General features: G+C 59.1%; 16 protein-coding genes. 10 read left to right on the forward strand and 6 right to left on the reverse strand.

The window, feature by feature from the left end:
* Window positions 1-77: 77 nt before the first annotated feature.
* The 3 genes from ACW9JC_RS14140 to ACW9JC_RS14150 all read right to left on the reverse strand — a co-directional run bounded on the left by ACW9JC_RS14140 (window position 78) and on the right by ACW9JC_RS14150 (window position 3,288).
* On the reverse strand, window positions 78-1,175 hold the full coding sequence (locus ACW9JC_RS14140) for an extracellular solute-binding protein (RefSeq protein ID WP_457455499.1): 1,098 nt from the start codon (window positions 1,173-1,175) through the stop codon (window positions 78-80).
* A 3-nt stretch (window positions 1,176-1,178) separates the two neighbouring features.
* Window positions 1,179-2,303, reverse strand: a complete 1,125-nt coding sequence (gene aguA / locus ACW9JC_RS14145; RefSeq protein ID WP_457455501.1) for an agmatine deiminase — start codon at window positions 2,301-2,303, stop codon at window positions 1,179-1,181.
* Window positions 2,304-2,403: 100 nt separating this feature from the next.
* On the reverse strand, window positions 2,404-3,288 hold the full coding sequence (locus ACW9JC_RS14150) for a LysR substrate-binding domain-containing protein (protein ID WP_457455503.1): 885 nt from the start codon (window positions 3,286-3,288) through the stop codon (window positions 2,404-2,406).
* Window positions 3,289-3,563: 275 nt separating this feature from the next.
* Here ACW9JC_RS14150 and ACW9JC_RS14155 point away from each other — a divergent pair, with 275 nt between their 5' ends.
* The 3 genes from ACW9JC_RS14155 to ACW9JC_RS14165 all read left to right on the forward strand — a co-directional run bounded on the left by ACW9JC_RS14155 (window position 3,564) and on the right by ACW9JC_RS14165 (window position 5,169).
* Window positions 3,564-3,959, forward strand: a complete 396-nt coding sequence (locus ACW9JC_RS14155; protein ID WP_457455505.1) for a PaaI family thioesterase — start codon at window positions 3,564-3,566, stop codon at window positions 3,957-3,959.
* 38 nt (window positions 3,960-3,997) lie between these two features.
* The gene (locus ACW9JC_RS14160; protein WP_457455507.1) at window positions 3,998-4,486 is read left to right on the forward strand and encodes a GFA family protein; all 489 of its coding nucleotides are present in this window, start codon (window positions 3,998-4,000) and stop codon (window positions 4,484-4,486) included.
* Between the two features lie 119 nt (window positions 4,487-4,605).
* On the forward strand, window positions 4,606-5,169 hold the full coding sequence (locus ACW9JC_RS14165) for a hypothetical protein (protein WP_457455509.1): 564 nt from the start codon (window positions 4,606-4,608) through the stop codon (window positions 5,167-5,169).
* A 66-nt stretch (window positions 5,170-5,235) separates the two neighbouring features.
* On the opposite strand, the gene miaE is transcribed toward ACW9JC_RS14165, so the two are convergent.
* Window positions 5,236-5,844, reverse strand: coding sequence for a tRNA isopentenyl-2-thiomethyl-A-37 hydroxylase MiaE (gene miaE, locus ACW9JC_RS14170; RefSeq protein ID WP_448107510.1), 609 nt, complete (start codon window positions 5,842-5,844; stop codon window positions 5,236-5,238).
* Between the two features lie 162 nt (window positions 5,845-6,006).
* Here miaE and ACW9JC_RS14175 point away from each other — a divergent pair, with 162 nt between their 5' ends.
* Entirely contained in the window at window positions 6,007-6,870 is an 864-nt protein-coding gene (locus tag ACW9JC_RS14175) for a universal stress protein (RefSeq protein WP_457455511.1), read from the forward strand.
* A 100-nt stretch (window positions 6,871-6,970) separates the two neighbouring features.
* Here ACW9JC_RS14175 and ACW9JC_RS14180 read toward each other — a convergent pair whose 3' ends face one another.
* Window positions 6,971-7,441 carry a DUF1289 domain-containing protein gene (locus tag ACW9JC_RS14180; RefSeq protein WP_457455513.1) on the reverse strand — a complete coding sequence of 157 codons (471 nt, stop codon included), beginning with the start codon at window positions 7,439-7,441 and terminating at the stop codon, window positions 6,971-6,973.
* Window positions 7,442-7,898: 457 nt separating this feature from the next.
* On the opposite strand from ACW9JC_RS14180, the gene acnB reads away from it, so the two are divergent.
* The gene (gene acnB, locus ACW9JC_RS14185; protein WP_338586500.1) at window positions 7,899-10,508 is read left to right on the forward strand and encodes a bifunctional aconitate hydratase 2/2-methylisocitrate dehydratase; all 2,610 of its coding nucleotides are present in this window, start codon (window positions 7,899-7,901) and stop codon (window positions 10,506-10,508) included.
* Between the two features lie 173 nt (window positions 10,509-10,681).
* Here the strand turns inward: acnB and ACW9JC_RS14190 are convergent, their stop codons facing one another.
* Complete coding sequence (locus ACW9JC_RS14190; RefSeq protein ID WP_457455515.1) at window positions 10,682-11,962, reverse strand: serine/threonine transporter; 1,281 nt, start codon at window positions 11,960-11,962, stop codon at window positions 10,682-10,684.
* Window positions 11,963-12,341: 379 nt separating this feature from the next.
* Between ACW9JC_RS14190 and ACW9JC_RS14195 the strand changes: the two genes are divergently transcribed.
* From ACW9JC_RS14195 to ACW9JC_RS14215, 5 genes are all read left to right on the forward strand, one after another.
* Window positions 12,342-12,725, forward strand: a complete 384-nt coding sequence (locus ACW9JC_RS14195) for a tautomerase family protein (protein WP_338580443.1) — start codon at window positions 12,342-12,344, stop codon at window positions 12,723-12,725.
* A 29-nt stretch (window positions 12,726-12,754) separates the two neighbouring features.
* A complete protein-coding gene (locus ACW9JC_RS14200) occupies window positions 12,755-13,363 on the forward strand; it encodes a TetR/AcrR family transcriptional regulator (RefSeq protein WP_338580442.1) in 609 nt (202 codons plus the stop codon).
* A 159-nt stretch (window positions 13,364-13,522) separates the two neighbouring features.
* Window positions 13,523-14,488, forward strand: coding sequence for a 2-hydroxyacid dehydrogenase (locus tag ACW9JC_RS14205; RefSeq protein ID WP_457455518.1), 966 nt, complete (start codon window positions 13,523-13,525; stop codon window positions 14,486-14,488).
* A 143-nt stretch (window positions 14,489-14,631) separates the two neighbouring features.
* Window positions 14,632-15,699: a phosphotransferase family protein gene (locus ACW9JC_RS14210; RefSeq protein ID WP_457455520.1), complete on the forward strand. Its 1,068-nt coding sequence runs from the start codon at window positions 14,632-14,634 to the stop codon at window positions 15,697-15,699.
* A 111-nt stretch (window positions 15,700-15,810) separates the two neighbouring features.
* The gene (locus ACW9JC_RS14215; protein ID WP_103393686.1) at window positions 15,811-16,578 is read left to right on the forward strand and encodes an SDR family oxidoreductase; all 768 of its coding nucleotides are present in this window, start codon (window positions 15,811-15,813) and stop codon (window positions 16,576-16,578) included.
* Window positions 16,579-16,616: the final 38 nt, after the last annotated feature.

Genomic DNA, 16,616 nt, shown 5'->3' on the forward strand with positions numbered 1-16,616 from the left:
TGTATACGACTCGGACACTGTGGGAGCTGGCTTGCCAGCGATGGCGTCAGCCCATTCAACACATCACCCAACGCCCATCACAACCCCGATTTCAACCGGCTGAACGCCCGGATCAGTGCCCGGTTGAACGCCTTGCCGTTGTCATTCTTGCTGTACAACGACGCACGCACCGCCTGCGCCGGATAGGTCCCCGGATCGTCGCGAATCGCCGGGTCGATCAAGCCATCCGCCGCCGTGATCGCATTGGCGTAGTGGATGGTGTCGGTGATCGGCGCGATCACTTCAGGGGTCATCAGGTAGTCCATCAATGCCAGTCCAGCCTGAGGGTGCGGCGCGTCCTTGGGAATGACCATGGCGTCGAACCAGATCAACGTGCCCTCCTTCGGAATCCGGTATTTCAATGCGTACGGCTTGTTCGCCGCTTCGGCCTGGCCGGCAGCGATGGCCACGTTGCCATTCCACGACATCGCTACGCAGGTGTTGCCGTTGGCCAGGTCGCTGATGTTCAGGTCGTTATCGAAGTAGCGAATGTACGGGCGGATCTTCGCGAGTTGTTGCTCGGCCAGTTTCAGGTCGTCGAGGTTCTGGCGATTGATGTCCAGGCCCATGTACTTCATGACGGCGGCGAACACTTCATTGGGATCGTTGAGCAGGCTGACCCCGCAATCGGCGAATTTCGACACCACGGCCGGGTCGAACAGCATCGCCCAACTGTCCGTGGGCGCATCGGGCAGACGCTGCTTGACGGCTTCCTGCTGGTAGCCCACGCCGGTGGTGCCCCAGGCGTAGATCCCGGCGTATCGATTGCCCGGATCGAACACCGCCATGTGCTGGCGAAACTCCTCGCCGACCCCGGCAAAGTGCGGCAGTTGCTGCTTGTCCACGGTCTGGATCGCGCCGCTCTGAATCGCTCGGGACAGATGCTGTCCCGCCGTCAGTACCAGGTCATAGCCGCTGCGACCGGTGAGCAGTTTGGTCTCGACGGTTTCCAGGGAATCGAAGTGATCGACCACTACATGGATGCCGGTTTTCGCCTCGAAATTCTTCAGGGTGTCCGGGGCCAGGTACTCGCCCCAGATGTAAAGATTGACCACCGGTTTCGCGGTGTCAGCGGCCTGCACACACAGGGGTGCAAGCACCAGCATTAACGCTTGAGTCAGTTTGTGCAGGCCCATGATTTACGCTCCCTTTTGGTTGCTGGCGATGCCCGCGTACTGCGGCATGGTGATGCACGCGACGTTCCCGCCGCCGAGGAGAATTTCCCGGGAGTTCTCGATGCCGACGATGTTGTGCTGCGGGAACAGTTCGGCGAGGGTCGCCATTGCCACTTTGTCGTTACGATCACCAAACAGCGGCACCACGATCGAGCTGTTGCCGGCGTAATAGTTGATGTACGACGCGCAGATTTTCGTCCCCGCCTGACGGGTATGGGTGCTGTCCTGCTGGTCCAGACCTTCAGCCTCTTCGGCGGTCCACTCCAGAACATCCGGTTGCGGCAGTTTGTGCACGGTCAACTCGCGGCCACGGCTGTCGCGGGTGCTGCGCAGGATGTCGTAGGCCTCCTGATAGATTTCCCACTGTGGGTCATCGCGATTGTCAGTCCATTGCAGCACCACTTCACCGGGGCGCACGAAACAGGCGAGGTCGTCGACATGGCCATCGGTTTCGTCGAACTTGCAGCCGCGAGGCAGCCAGATCACCTGCTCCGCGCCGAGGTAATCGGTCAGGCGGCGAGTGACTTCATCCTTGCCCAGATGCTGGTTCCGATTGCGATTGAGCAGGCATTGCTCGGTGGTGAGGATGCTGCCCTGGCCGTCGCTCTGGATGCCGCCGAGCTCGGCAATCAACGGTGCGCGATAACGGTCGAAGCGTTCGATTTCGAGGATCTTGCTTGCGATCTGATCGTCCTTGTCCCACGGGTAGTACAAGCCGCCGTCGAGGCCGCCATAAGCGTTGAATTCGAAGTCGACGCCACGCACTTCGCCGCTCTGGTCGTTGACCACAAAGCACGGGCCACTGTCGCGAAACCAGGTGTCGTTGCAGGTCATTTCCACCACTCGCACTTGCGGCGGTAGCTGTCGACGCGCAGTGGCGAATTGCGCGGCGGAGGCACACACGGTCACCGGTTCGCTCATGGAAATCGCCGTGACGATCTGCACCCAGACTTTCTGCGCAGGCTTGGCGCCGTTGCGCCACACATCGGTACGCTCCGGCCAGCCGAGCCAGCAACCGGACTTGGTTTCGAATTCACCGGGCAGGCGGAAACCGTCGAATTTGGGAGTGGAATCGAGCAAACGTGCCATGGGCAAACCTCATCAGCGGGGATTGGAATGACCACAGGCTAAGGTCGCCGGCGCCCTCCTCGCCAACGATGATTATTTCGGAACACTTGAATTAAACTCATCAATCGATCAGTTGATCATTGAACCAATCCAGCATCTGCGCCACCGCTGGACGCTCCAGCCGCACGCGTTCGCACACCAGCGCATATTGGCCCAACGCGGTCATGCTCGAAGTAAAAGGTCGTACCAGTCGACCGCTGAGCAAGTCTTCCTGCGCCGTCAGGTTATCGCCCATGGCCACGCCCTGCCCCTGCGCCGCCGCTTCCAGTGCCAACCCGGCGTGGGCGAAATACAGTTGCCGTTCGGGGCGCTGATCGCCGGCATGGCTGGTGAGCCACGCGGTCCAGGTCTTGCCGTCCTGATCGTCGTGCAGCAGGCAATGGCGCGCGAGATCCTTCGGTGTTTTCAGCGTGGCCTGGTTGAACAGGCCGGGGCTGCACACCGGGAAGAACTGCAACGCGGGCAATGGCCGGACGAAATACGCGCTACTGTCCACCGGCCCGGTGCCGTAGGTGATCGCCAGGTCGATGTCCTCTCCCGGTGCCGAGGCGTCGATCGGTTGTTCGTAGAGATGCAGGGTGATGTGCGGGTAACGCGCGTAGAAATCCGTGAGGCGACTCATCAGCCACTTTTGCGCCAATTCAGCAGTCACGGCCAGGCGCAACACGGCGAGGGATGACGGATCGCGCAGTTCGTCGCAGGCCTCGCCGATCAGTTCGAAGGCTTGCTGCAAACTTTGCATCAGGCGCCCGGCGGCCATGGTCGGGCGGATCTGCCGGCCTTCGCGGACAAACAGCGACACGCCGAGCTGTTCTTCCAGTTGGCGGATCTGATGGCTGACCGCGCTGTCGGTGACACACAACTCTGCCGCCGCCCGGCCGAAATGGGCATGACGGGCGGCGCATTCGAAGGTTCTGAGGGCTGCCAGGGAGGGTAAGCGTCGCATCGGGTCAGGTCCGGGATTCGGGGGTGTTCATGCTGACCTGATGGGACATAAGCGTCCAGTGGGACCGCGTCATCGTTCATCGCTGGCAAGCCAGCTCCCACAAGGATCGGGCGTGCATGCAACATTTGGCTCGACACATAACCTGTGGGAGCGGGCTTGCCCGCGATGGCGTCGGCACATTCACCGCTACCCCACCCGCCTATCACGGTTACTGATCAACGATGACACTGGACCATCCCGGGCGCATGTTGACGCTTCAACCGGAGGGATTCGACATGCTCAACGCACTCAAGCAAATCAACTCAACCTCAGCCTTCAACCGCTGGGCCGGCTTCGAAGTCACCCGCGCGGAGAGCGGTGAAGCCGAACTCAGCCTGGCGTTTCGCGAAGAGGACATGGCGCAATATGCCGGTTTCCTGCATGCCGGGCTGATCGGTGCAATGCTCGACACGGCGTGCGGTTTCGCCGCCGGAACGGTCGCCGGCAATGTGCTGGCTTCACACTTCACGGTCAACTGCCTGGCGCCCGCTGTCGGTGAGGTTTTCATCGCTCGGGGCAAGGTCGTCAAGGCCGGAAAAAAGCAGGTCTTTGCCCGCGCCGAGCTGTTCGCGCAAACGGGAGATCAACTGAAATTGGTCGCAACCGGCGATGCGATTCTGGTACCGGTCTAGGCTGATGTGATAAATCCCAAGACCTGCCGGAGGTCGCCATGCAACTCGAAGGCTCCTGCCATTGCGGCGCGGTATCGTTCAGCTTGACCAGCGCCCACCCCTACCCTTATCAACGCTGCTATTGCTCGATCTGCCGCAAGACCCAGGGAGGTGGCGGTTATGCAATCAACATTGCCGGTGACGCCCACAGCCTGAAAGTACGCGGGCGCAAGAACATTGCGATTTACCATGCGCTGCTCAAGGGCGAAGGTGAGCAGCGTGCCCACCGCAGCAGCGCCGAGCGGCATTTCTGCTCGGTGTGCGGTTCGGGGCTGTGGCTGTTCAGCCCTGAATGGCCAGAGTTGATTCACCCCTTCGCATCGGCCATCGATACCCCGTTGCCGGTGCCGCCGGAACATACGCATTTGATGCTCAGTTCCAGGGCACCTTGGGTCGAGGCCAAGGTGCGGCCGGGGGACAAACAGTTTGATGTCTATCCCGAAGAGTCGATTGCGCAATGGCATGAACGACTGGGGTTGAGTAAATAAAGCTGGGCGTCAATTTTCCAAACCTTTTGCAATACACGTTACTTAACGCCAAAAAACAAAACTGCTTAATCTAGGAGCTCAGCACAACCCCAAATCAAATCATAAGCATGGATAGCAAAATGAACATCGACATTGAACAATCGTTTGTCGCGACACTTAATATGTTCGATCACAAAGTTAATTTACTTGAACAACTTCATGGCAAGCCCGCACTGGCCACCGTCAATTTGTTCAGCGGCGGGTTCTTTACCGGAAAACCCCAGACACGTGATCACTCGAGTCTGTTAGGCATCCGCCCAAATGCCCAGTCCGGACCGGTGCAACCGTTGAAGCTGCACTTTCTCCACACCACCGCAGGCTACGTGCTTTCCATAAGGAACGAAGGAGAACACTACAACAAGAAAGTCAGCGAACGCTGGCTGGAAGTGCTCGGAACTATCGACTCAGAAGATGACGAGCCGACAGTTTTCACTCTTGTGGATCAGCACAACAAGTCCGTCACCTTGAAAGACTTTCGCACCGTTCATACTCCCATCTCCCTAATGACTGAAGACAAAAAGTATGTAGGCGGACTTACTGTAAAAGGCTCACCTTATATTTATCTTGCCAACACCCATGAACGCTCAAAAATAACGTTCATCGTAAGTATCCTTGAAAGAAAGGTGTCTCACTCGGTGACCTGATCCCCTCTTTGATGGCAAAAAAAATCGGCCTGGATGGCCGATTTTTTCCCGGGTACTTTTCGCCGCTTACGCCGCAGCAGGTATACCGCTGTGAAAGCGGAATTCCACATCCGGCGACTCGATCAGTTCCTGCTCGGCGGCACGGACCTTGTCGATCACCTGGGCAATGTCCTTCGCGTCGCCGTACTGGTAAGCCAGTTTCAGATAACCCTGGAAATGCCGCGCTTCGCTTTTGAGCAGGCCGAAATAGAACTTGCCCAGCTCTTCGTCCAAGTGCGGCACCAGCGCTTCGAAACGCTCGCAGCTGCGGGCTTCGATGAACGCGCCGACCACCAGCGTATCCACCAGTTTCACCGGTTCGTGACTGCGCACCACTTTGCGCAGGCCCGAGGCGTAACGCCCGGCGGACAACTGACGCAGTTCGATCTTGCGCTTTTTCATCAGGCGCATGACTTGTTCATGGTGCACCAGCTCTTCCCGGGCCAGGCGCGACATCATGTTGATCAGGTCGACGTGGGAGTGATATTTAGCAATGAGGCTCAGCGCGGTGCTGGCAGCCTTGAATTCGCAGTTCTTGTGGTCGATCAGCAGGGTTTCCTGATCGGCCAGCGCAGCCTGGACCCAGCCGTCGGGGGTGCGACAGCCAAGGAATTCGTGAATTTCGGGAAGGATCATGGGGCCCACGGGATAAAAGGTTCAAAACGAAGGGCGCCGATTATACCGGCCTGCGGGCAGACCACCAGTCGCCGACCGTTGATATGTATCAACACCCAGGCCTGCGGGCAGCAACTATAGTTGTGCAACGCCGTGCTTTTTCATTTTCAGGAGATCCCGATCATGCAAGCCATACGCAGCATTCTGGTGGTCATCGAGCCCGAACACGCGGAAAGCCTGGCGCTCAAACGGGCCAAGTTGATTGCCGGTGTGACCCAGGCGCATTTGCACCTGCTGGTGTGCGATCCGAAACATGATCACAGCGGCATGCTCGGTGTGCTCAAGGCCGCATTGCTGGAGGACGGTTACAGCGTCACCACCGAGCAGGCCTGGAACAAGAGCCAGCACGAAACCATCGTCGAAGTGCAGCAGGCCGAAGGTTGCGGACTGGTGGTCAAGCAGCACTTCCCCGACAGTGCGCTGAAAAGAGCCCTGTTGACTCCCGCAGACTGGAAGTTGCTGCGCCATTGCCCGACTCCGGTGCTACTGGTGAAAACCGCCGGCTCGTGGAAGGACAAGGTGATTCTGGCGGCCGTCGACGTCGGCAACTCCGACTCCGAACACCGCCACCTGCACAACACCATCATCGATCACGGCTATGACATCGCCACCCTGGCCAAGGCTCACTTGCACGTGATCAGCGCCCATCCGTCGCCGATGCTGTCGTCGGCCGACCCGACGTTTCAACTCAGCGACACCATCGCGGCGCGCTATCGCGAGCAGTGCAAGGCGTTCCAGGCGGAATTTGATATCGACGATGAGCACCTGCATATCGAGGAAGGCCCGGCCGATGTGTTGATCCCTTTCATGGTGCACAAGCTGCAAGCGGCGGTGACGGTGATCGGCACCGTAGCGCGCAGCGGGTTTTCAGGGACGTTGATCGGCAATACGGCGGAAGTGGTGCTTGATGCGGTGGAGAGTGATGTGCTGGTGCTCAAGCCGCAGGAGATCGAGGATCATCTGGAGGAAATTGCGGGTAAGCATTGAGGCAAGATCAAAAGATCGCAGCCTGCGGCAGCTCCTACATAAGATCGCGCTCAACCTGTAGGAGCTGCCGGAGGTTCGGGCCGCGATCGGACGATCTTTTTCAGCCGCCGAAGACGTCTTTGAGGAACCCCGGCGCAATATAGCGCTGGTAATGCGCCTCGGAGAGCAGGAAAAACTCCCGATCGATGGCATCGCGCAACTCCGGCAGGTTCCAGTCGCGGAACTCCGGCAGCAACACCATCCCGTAGGCTTCCAGGTTGTTGATCACCCGCGCGCCCCGCGCGATCAACTGGTAGGCCCAGCAATACTCGGACTGATGCGGCACAAAGCGGATCTTGCGTTGTTCGAGCTGCGTTCTGAGCAGCGCCGGGTCGAAAATCTCCACCTTGGCTGTCATTACCTGGGACAACAGCTGCTCAAGACGCAACCACACCGCGCGTTTTTCTTCCTCGTTGTAGCCGTTCCAGTGAATCACTTCATGGTGGAAACGCTTGCAGCCACGGCACACCAGGTCACCGTAAACAGTGGAGCAAAGGCCGACGCAGGGGGTCTTGATGGTCTGATTGGGCATAGGTAGGCAGAACGCGAAAAAGCAAAACAGGCCGGCATGTTAGCCCTTTGTCCGATATTCATCACCCCTCAAAGTTAAGGGGTTATGGTCAATGGCCCCCTGCTGAGCGCCACCACCAAAGTCCAATAAACACTGACTTACCTTTAATTTTTTTTTGCCGTAGAATCAGCCTGCCTTTTTAGGCGCCAATGTCCGTTAGAAGCTGTTTTCAAAGCGTCACGAGCACAGTCGTTCCTTCAGAGCGGTGTTGGCGAGGGGTTTTTCCAGCGGGGAAAAGCCCAACGCCAACCCTCATCAGCTCCCGTTCTGCAGGCGTAAAACTTTGAAAGCAGCTTCTGTAAGGAATTGTCGGTAATTCTGGCTAAGTGGCTCACAACGCCATGCAGCGCATGAGTACGGCAATTTCGGGATGAGCGTCCCGGACACCCATTTGGGACCACTGATGAGGGTAATAACTGTGCTTGAAGCCTACCGCAAACATATCGAAGAGCGTGCAGCACTGGGTATCGTTCCCCAGCCGCTTAACGCCGAACAAACTGCAGGCCTGGTCGAGCTGCTGAAAAATCCTCCGGCTGGCGAAGAAGCATTCCTCGTTGACCTGATCACCAATCGCGTTCCGCCTGGAGTGGACGAAGCAGCCTATGTCAAGGCCGGCTTCCTGTCCGCCATCGCCAAAGGCGAAGCCAAATCCCCCCTGATCGACAAGAAGCGCGCTGTTGAACTGCTCGGCACCATGCAGGGCGGCTACAACATCGTGACGCTGGTTAACCTGCTGGACGACGCCGAACTGGCTCCAGTAGCGGCCAAAGAACTCAAGCACACCCTGCTGATGTTCGATGCGTTCCACGACGTCGCTGAACGCGCCAAGAAAGGCAATGCTCACGCTCAAGGCGTGCTGCAATCCTGGGCTGACGGCGAGTGGTTCAAGAACCGCCCTACCCTGGCCGACAAGATCAGCCTGCGCGTATTCAAGGTCACCGGCGAAACCAACACCGACGACCTGTCCCCTGCTCCTGATGCCTGGTCCCGCCCGGACATCCCGCTGCACGCCCTGGCCATGCTGAAAATGGCTCGCGACGGCATCGTGCCTGACGCACAAGGCGTCACCGGTCCGATGAAGCAGATCGAAGAAATGCGCAACGCCGGTTTCCCAATCGCCTACGTCGGTGATGTGGTCGGTACCGGTTCTTCGCGTAAATCGGCAACCAACTCCGTACTGTGGTTCTTCGGCGACGACGTTCCTTACGTGCCGAACAAGCGCGCTGGCGGTTTCTGCTTCGGCAGCAAAATCGCTCCGATCTTCTACAACACCATGGAAGATGCCGGCGCACTGCCAATCGAATTCGACGTTTCCAACATGCACATGGGCGACGTGATCGACCTGTACCCGCATGCTGGCAAAGTCTGCAAGCACGGCACCGACGAAGTCCTGACCACCTTCGAAATGAAGACCCCGGTCCTGTTGGACGAAGTTCGCGCCGGCGGCCGTATCCCGCTGATCATCGGCCGTGGCCTGACCGAGAAGGCTCGCGCCGAACTGGGTCTGCCAGCGTTCGACCTGTTCAAGAAGCCTGAAGCACCGGCCGAAAGCACCAAGGGTTTCACCCTGGCGCAGAAAATGGTCGGCAAGGCTTGCGGTCTGGCAGAAGGCCAAGGCGTTCGTCCTGGCACCTACTGCGAACCGAAGATGACCACCGTAGGTTCCCAGGACACCACCGGTCCAATGACCCGTGACGAACTGAAAGACCTGGCGTGCCTGGGCTTCTCCGCTGATCTGGTGATGCAGTCCTTCTGCCACACCGCGGCTTATCCAAAGCCGATCGACGTGACCACCCACCACACCCTGCCTGACTTCATCATGACCCGCGGCGGTGTTTCCCTGCGTCCGGGCGACGGCATCATCCACTCGTGGCTGAACCGTATGCTGCTGCCGGACACCGTCGGCACCGGTGGTGACTCGCACACCCGTTTCCCGATGGGCATCTCGTTCCCGGCCGGTTCCGGTCTGGTCGCGTTCGCCGCTGCCACCGGCGTCATGCCGCTGGACATGCCGGAATCGATCCTGGTGCGCTTCAAAGGCAAAATGAAACCTGGCATCACCCTGCGTGACCTGGTTCATGCCATTCCTTACTTCGCCATCCAGAACGGTCTGCTGACTGTCGAGAAGAAAGGCAAGAAAAACGCCTTCTCCGGCCGCATCCTGGAAATCGAAGGCCTGGAAGGTCTGACGCTGGAGCAAGCTTTCGAGCTGTCCGACGCCTCGGCCGAACGTTCGGCTGCCGGTTGCACCATCAAGCTGTCGAAAGAGTCGATCACCGAGTACCTGAACTCCAACATCACCCTGCTGCGCTGGATGATCGGCGAAGGCTACGGCGATGCGCGCACCCTGGAACGCCGTGCACAAGCGATGGAAGCCTGGGTTGCCAACCCTGAACTGATGGAAGCCGATGCCGACGCCGAATACGCTGAAATCATCGAAATCGATCTGGCCGACATCAACGAGCCTGTACTCTGCGCGCCGAACGATCCGGACGACGCTCGCCTGCTCTCCAGCGTTGCTGGCGAGAAGATCGACGAAGTGTTCATCGGTTCGTGCATGACCAACATCGGTCACTTCCGCGCTGCCGGTAAACTGCTGGAACAGGTCAAGGGTCAGCTGCCAACCCGTCTGTGGCTGTCGCCGCCGACCAAGATGGACGCTCACCAGTTGACCGAAGAAGGCTACTACGGCATCTACGGCAAGGCTGGCGCGCGCATGGAAATGCCGGGCTGCTCGCTGTGCATGGGTAACCAGGCACGTGTAGAGCCGAACTCGACTGTTGTGTCGACTTCGACCCGTAACTTCCCGAACCGTCTGGGTGACGGCGCGAACGTCTACCTGGCTTCGGCTGAGCTGGCGTCCGTGGCTTCCATCATGGGTCGCCTGCCGACCGTTGAGGAATACATGGAATACGCTGGCAAGATCGACAGCATGGCGGCCGATGTCTACCGCTACCTGTCCTTCGACCAGATCGCCGAGTTCCGTGAAGCCGCAGCGAACGCCAACATCCCGGTCGTTCAAGCCTAACGTTACACAGCAATAAAAAACGCCGCCCATCGTGAGATGAGCGGCGTTTTTTTATGCCTTCAGGAAGACCGCGTTATCGTTCATCGCTGGCAAGCCAGCTCCCACAGGATCTACGCAAACCCTGTGGGAGCGGGCTTGCCCGCGATAACGGATTCACAGCCCCGAAGAAATCATCAGGCACTCAGCGAATAGATCAACGCCGAAATCGCCACCAAACCAACAGCCACCACAAACACGTTCGACGCCTGACCACGATAACGGGCCATGGCTGGCACCTTGCGGATCGCGTACATCGGCATCAGGAACAGGATCGCTGCGATCACCGGACCACCGAAGGCTTCGATCATGCGCAGGATGCTCGGGTTCAGCGTGGCGACGATCCAGCACACCACCAGCATGAACGCCGCCACGATACGGTCCAGGGTTTTGGCCGACGGACGCTTGCCGCTCTTGACGATCAGCCCCTTGAGACCTTCGCTGGCACCGATGTAGTGCCCAAGGAACGACTTGGAGATGGCCACGAAGGCAATCAACGGCGCCGCGAAGGCGATGGTCGGGTTGCTGAAGTGGTTGGCCAGGTACGACAGGATCGACAGGTTCTGCGCTTTCGCTTCAGCCAGTTGCGCCGGCGACAGGGTCAGCACGCAACTGAAGACGAAGAACAGCACCATCACCACCATCAAGGCGTGGGCGCGCGACAGGATCTGCGAGCTGCGCTGTTCGGCGTGTTCGCCATAACGACGCTTCTGGTCCACCGCAAATGCCGAGATGATCGGCGAGTGGTTGAACGAGAACACCATTACCGGAATCGCCAGCCACAGGGTATGCAGCAACGCCGACGGCTCAGGCAGCGTGGTGGCGGTGGTCAGGATGCCGCCGTTCCAGTGCGGAATCAGGAACACCGCCAGGAACAGCAGCGCGACAATGAACGGATACACCATCAGGCTCATGGCCTTGACGATCAGTTGCTCACCGCAACGCACCACGGCCAGCAGGCCGAGAATCAGCACCAGCGACAGCACGGCGCGCGGTGGCGGCATGATGTGCAGTTGATGTTCGAGGAAGCTGCCGACGGTGTTGGTCAACGCCACGCTGTAGATCAGCAGGATCGGGAAGATCGCAAAGAAGTACAGCAAGGTGATCAGCGCGCCGGCCCTGATGCCGAAATGCTCTTCCACCACTTCGGTGATGTCCGCGCCTTCACGACCGGACAACACGAAGCGGGTCAGGCCGCGGTGTGCGTAGAAGGTCATCGGGAATGCCAGCACGGCCAGGATCAGCAGCGGCCAGAAACCGCCCAGGCCCGCGTTGATCGGCAAAAACAGGGTGCCCGCACCAATCGCCGTGCCAAACAGGCCCAGCATCCAGGTGGTGTCTTGGCGATTCCAGCTCGAAAGGGTCGCTGGTGTCGCGTCTACATAGCGTTCGTTAACGCTATTGGCCTGATCATTCATCCGGTGGGATCTCCACATTCCGGTCACTTGCCACCCGGCCAGAACGCGTCGGAGTACCCGACAGGCAGCGCCCTGGCCGAAACAGGGGCGCGATTCTGGAGTATTAGTGAACAGAAGCAAAGACTTAGGTGAGGAACGGTGGTGCCAACTCGATGAGATTGATCGACACAAACCCTTGTAGGAGCCGAGCTTGCTCGCGATGGCGATGTATTTGCTGACATCAATGTTGAATGTGATTTCGCTATCGCGAGCAAGCTCGGCTCCTACAGGTTGATTCGCAATGTCACCCCTGCGTTTCATCGCCAAACCGTAATTGATGCTTGATAAAGGTTTCCCGTCATGTATTTTGAATACACCCACATCCTTCTGGAGTCTTCACATGCCACTGGTTCGCGTCGATCTCAAGAAACAGCAAGACCCCACCTACGCCAAACGCGTCGGGCAGTTGATCTACGCCGCCCTGCGCAGCGCCATTGATGTACCGGAAAACGATAATTTCCAGATTCTCAATGAACACGATGAGCAGCATTTCATCTTCGATCCCCAGTACCTGGGCATCCAGCGCACCGACAACCTGGTGATCATCCAGATCACCCTGAGCGAAGGCCGGACCCTGGAGAAGAAGAAACTGCTCTACAAAACCATCGTCGATGGCCTTAATGAGCAACTGGCAGTGCGTCCGGAGGATGTTTTCATTAATCTGGTGGAAGTGAAGAAAGAGAATTGGTCGTTCGGCAATGGCATTGCCCAGTACGCCCTCTGATTTTCAACTTTGATACCTGTGAGCCGCCAATGCCCCGAGTTTCCCGCAAGCAAGCTGACCTCAACCGCGAAATCATCGTCGACGCCGCCACGCGGCTGTTCCGAGAGCGCGGCCTGCATGGCATCAGCGTTGTCGATGTGATGGCCGCTGCCGGCCTGACTCATGGCGGCTTCTATGGTCATTTCGAATCCAAGGAAGCGCTGGCCAGGGAGGCCAGCGAGCGGGCGTTCAAGCAGGTGGGTGAGCGCTGGCGGGAACGGGCTGCCACAGGTGAAGATAAAGCAGATGCACGCAAGGCATTGATCGATCCTTACTTGTCCACCCACAGCCGCGACAATCCCGGTGAGAGCTGCCCGGTGGTGGCCTTCGCCGGCGACATGTGCCACGAAAGTGCCGATAGCGGCTTGCGTGAACCGTTCATGGCGGGGCTCAACCGGCTGCTCGACTCCTTCGGCAAACTGATGGACTCGGACGATCCAGAGGAAAACCGCCAGCAAGCGCTGGTGCAGTACTCAATGATGGTCGGCGCCCTGACGCTGGCCCGGGCCACTCGCGGCGAAGCCCTGTCGGATGAAATCCTCGAGGCCACCCGCCGTTTTCTGACAGACGAAAAGCCTGAATCCCCTGCTTCCTGCTGAATATTCGGTATCGAGAGAACATATCGCAGGCTTCGCCAGCTCCTACACTGTGTAGCGCGGTTCCAGAAACGCTTGGCTTTGATCATTGCCAAAACGTCGCGGAGCCAGCAATCTCAAGCGACGTTCGAGCCCGATATTCGATGCCCACAGGAGCCACGCATGCCCGCGACCGTTCTGGTACTGGTTGAAACCATCAATGATTACCTGCCTATCCTCGAACATCAGGGGTTCCATCTGATACTGGCCCCGACGCCCGCCGAGCGCGCCGAAGCCATCAGCCGCCACAGCGGCCAGATCGACGCTGTCCTGACCCGTGGCCCGTTGGGCCTGTATGGCAATGAAATTTCCGCCCTGCCCAACCTCAAGATCATCTGCGTGATCGGCGCCGGCTACGAAATGGTCGACCTGCAAACCGCCGCCGACCGTGGCATTACCGTCACCAATGGCGCCGGGGTCAACGCCTCATCCGTCGCCGATCACGCCATGGCCCTGCTGTTGTCGTTGGTGCGGGACATTCCTCGCTGCGACGCCGCTGTGCGCCGTGGCGAGTGGCCGAAAATCATGCGCCCGTCCCTCGCGGGAAAACGCCTGGGCATCCTCGGCCTCGGTGCCGTCGGCATGGCCATCGCCAAGCGCGCCGCCGCAGGTTTCGACATGAGCGTGTGTTACCACAATCGCCAGCATCGCAGCGACGTGCCCTACGATTTCTGCTCGACCCCCACCGAACTGGCGCGCGCCTCGGACTTCCTGGTCATCGCCACTCCCGGTGGCCTCGGCACCAAGCACCTGATCAACCGCCAGGTACTCGATGCACTCGGTCCCAAGGGTTTTCTGGTCAACATCGCCCGCGCCAGCGTGGTGGTCACCGCCGACTTGATCATCGCGCTTGAGCAACGGCGTATCGCCGGTGCTGCACTGGATGTATTCGATGACGAACCTCAGGTGCCGGACGCGCTGAAATCCCTGCCCAACGCGGTCCTGACCCCGCATGTCGCCGGATTGTCACCGGAAGCCACCCAGGGCACCGTTGAACTGGTGGGCCGCAACCTCGTGGCGTTCTTTTCCGGCCAACCTGTACTGACCCCCATCGAGTTGCCGAAGGGCGTCAGCATCGCGGTTGTGTAGGACAATTCAAACAGCTGTATCAAAAGCAATGATTGCCCGGCAACACGATCACCTATAAGGGCCGTTCGTGGTTGTGGGTGCCGAGTGTGCGCATTAGATTAGCCAATAGTTTCAGGCCTCCAGAATAAGCAGAAGGGATAAGCATGGCGCTTACTGACCAGTCCACCCGTATCCGCTCCGGCGAAGAACTCGATGCCAGCCTGATCGATCCTTACCTCAAGGCGCACATTCCAGGGCTCAGCGGCCTGCCGCAGATCAGCCAGTTCCCGGGCGGCGCCTCCAACCTCACCTATTTGCTCGAATATCCCGAACAGGAGTTCGTCCTGCGTCGGCCGCCCTTCGGTCACAAGGCCAAGTCCGCCCATGACATGGGCCGCGAATTCCGCATCCTCAATCAATTGCGCGACGGCTTTCCGTATTGCCCGAAAGCCTACGTGCACTGCACCGACGAATCGGTGATCGGTGCCGAGTTCTATGTGATGGAGCGGGTCAACGGCATCATCCTGCGCTCGGAATTGCCAGCGGAACTGGGCCTGGATTCAGCGAAAACCGAAGCCCTGTGCAAGAGCTTCATCGACAAGTTCGTCGAACTGCACCGGGTCGACTACAACGCCTATGGCCTTGGCGACCTTGGCAAACCGGAAGGTTATGTGGCGCGGCAGATCAAAGGCTGGAGCGATCGCTACGAGAAAGCCCTGACGCCGGACGCGCCGCAGTGGGATGTGGTCAAAGCCTGGCTCAACGACAAGATGCCGGCCGATCACCCGACTTCCAGCATCGTGCATAACGACTATCGCTTCGACAACGTGATCCTCGACCCGAACAACCCGATGCAGATCATCGGCGTGCTCGACTGGGAGCTAACCACCCTCGGCGACCCGCTGATGGACCTGGGCAACACCCTCGCCTACTGGATCGAAGCCGGTGACCCGGCGCCGGTGCAACTGATGCGCCGCCAGCCGAGCCACGCACCGGGCATGCTCACCCGCCGTGAGTTCGTCGATTACTACGCCCAACGCTCCGGCATCCAGATCGACAATTTCGATTTCTACTACACCTACGGTCTGTTCCGTCTGGCCGGCATCGTGCAGCAGATCTACTACCGCTTCTACCATGGCCAGACCCAGGACAAACGCTTCGCGCAGTTCATTCACATGAACAAACTGCTGGAGCAGATGAGCCTGCAGGTCATCCAGAAATCCAGCCTCTGATTGAAATGCGGCTCCCTGTAGGAGCGAGCCTGCTCGCGAAGGTCGCAAACGATAATGCGCAGCCACTGACCTGACACCGCGCCCCTACCGACTCGATAACAAGGAAAACCCATGTCCAAGACTCAGTTGTTCGACCTCGACGGCAAGATCGCTTTCGTTTCCGGCGCCAGCCGCGGCATCGGTGAAGCCATCGCCAAACTGCTGGCCCAGCAAGGCGCCCATGTGATCGTGTCGAGCCGCAAACTCGACGGCTGCCAGCACGTGGCCGACGCGATCATCGCCGCCGGCGGCAAAGCCACCGCCATCGCTTGCCACATCGGGGAAATGGAACAGATCAGCCAGGTCTTCGCCGGCATCAAGGAACAGTTCGGGCGCCTGGACATCCTCGTCAACAACGCAGCGACCAATCCGCAGTTCTGCAACGTGCTGGACACCGACCTCAGCGCCTTCCAGAAAACCGTCGACGTGAACATTCGCGGCTACTTCTTCATGTCGGTGGAAGCCGGCAAGCTGATGCGCGAAAACGGGGGCGGCAGCATCATCAACGTCGCTTCGATCAACGGCGTTTCGCCGGGGATTTTCCAGGGCATCTATTCGGTGACCAAGGCCGCCGTGATCAACATGACGAAGGTCTTCGCCAAGGAATGCGCGCAGTTCGGCATCCGCTGCAACGCCCTGCTGCCGGGTCTGACCGACACCAAGTTCGCTTCGGCACTGGTGAAAAACGAAGCCATCCTGAACACCGCGCTGCAACAGATCCCGCTCAAGCGTGTAGCGGACCCAAGCGAAATGGCCGGCGCCGTGTTGTACCTGGCCAGCGATGCCTCCAGCTACACCACCGGCGTTTCACTGAACGTGGACGGCGGCTTCCTGTCCTGATCGCCTCCCGTGTAGGAGCTGCCGCAGGCTGCGATCTT

This window comes from Pseudomonas sp. SDO5591_S426 (assembly GCF_054070755.1).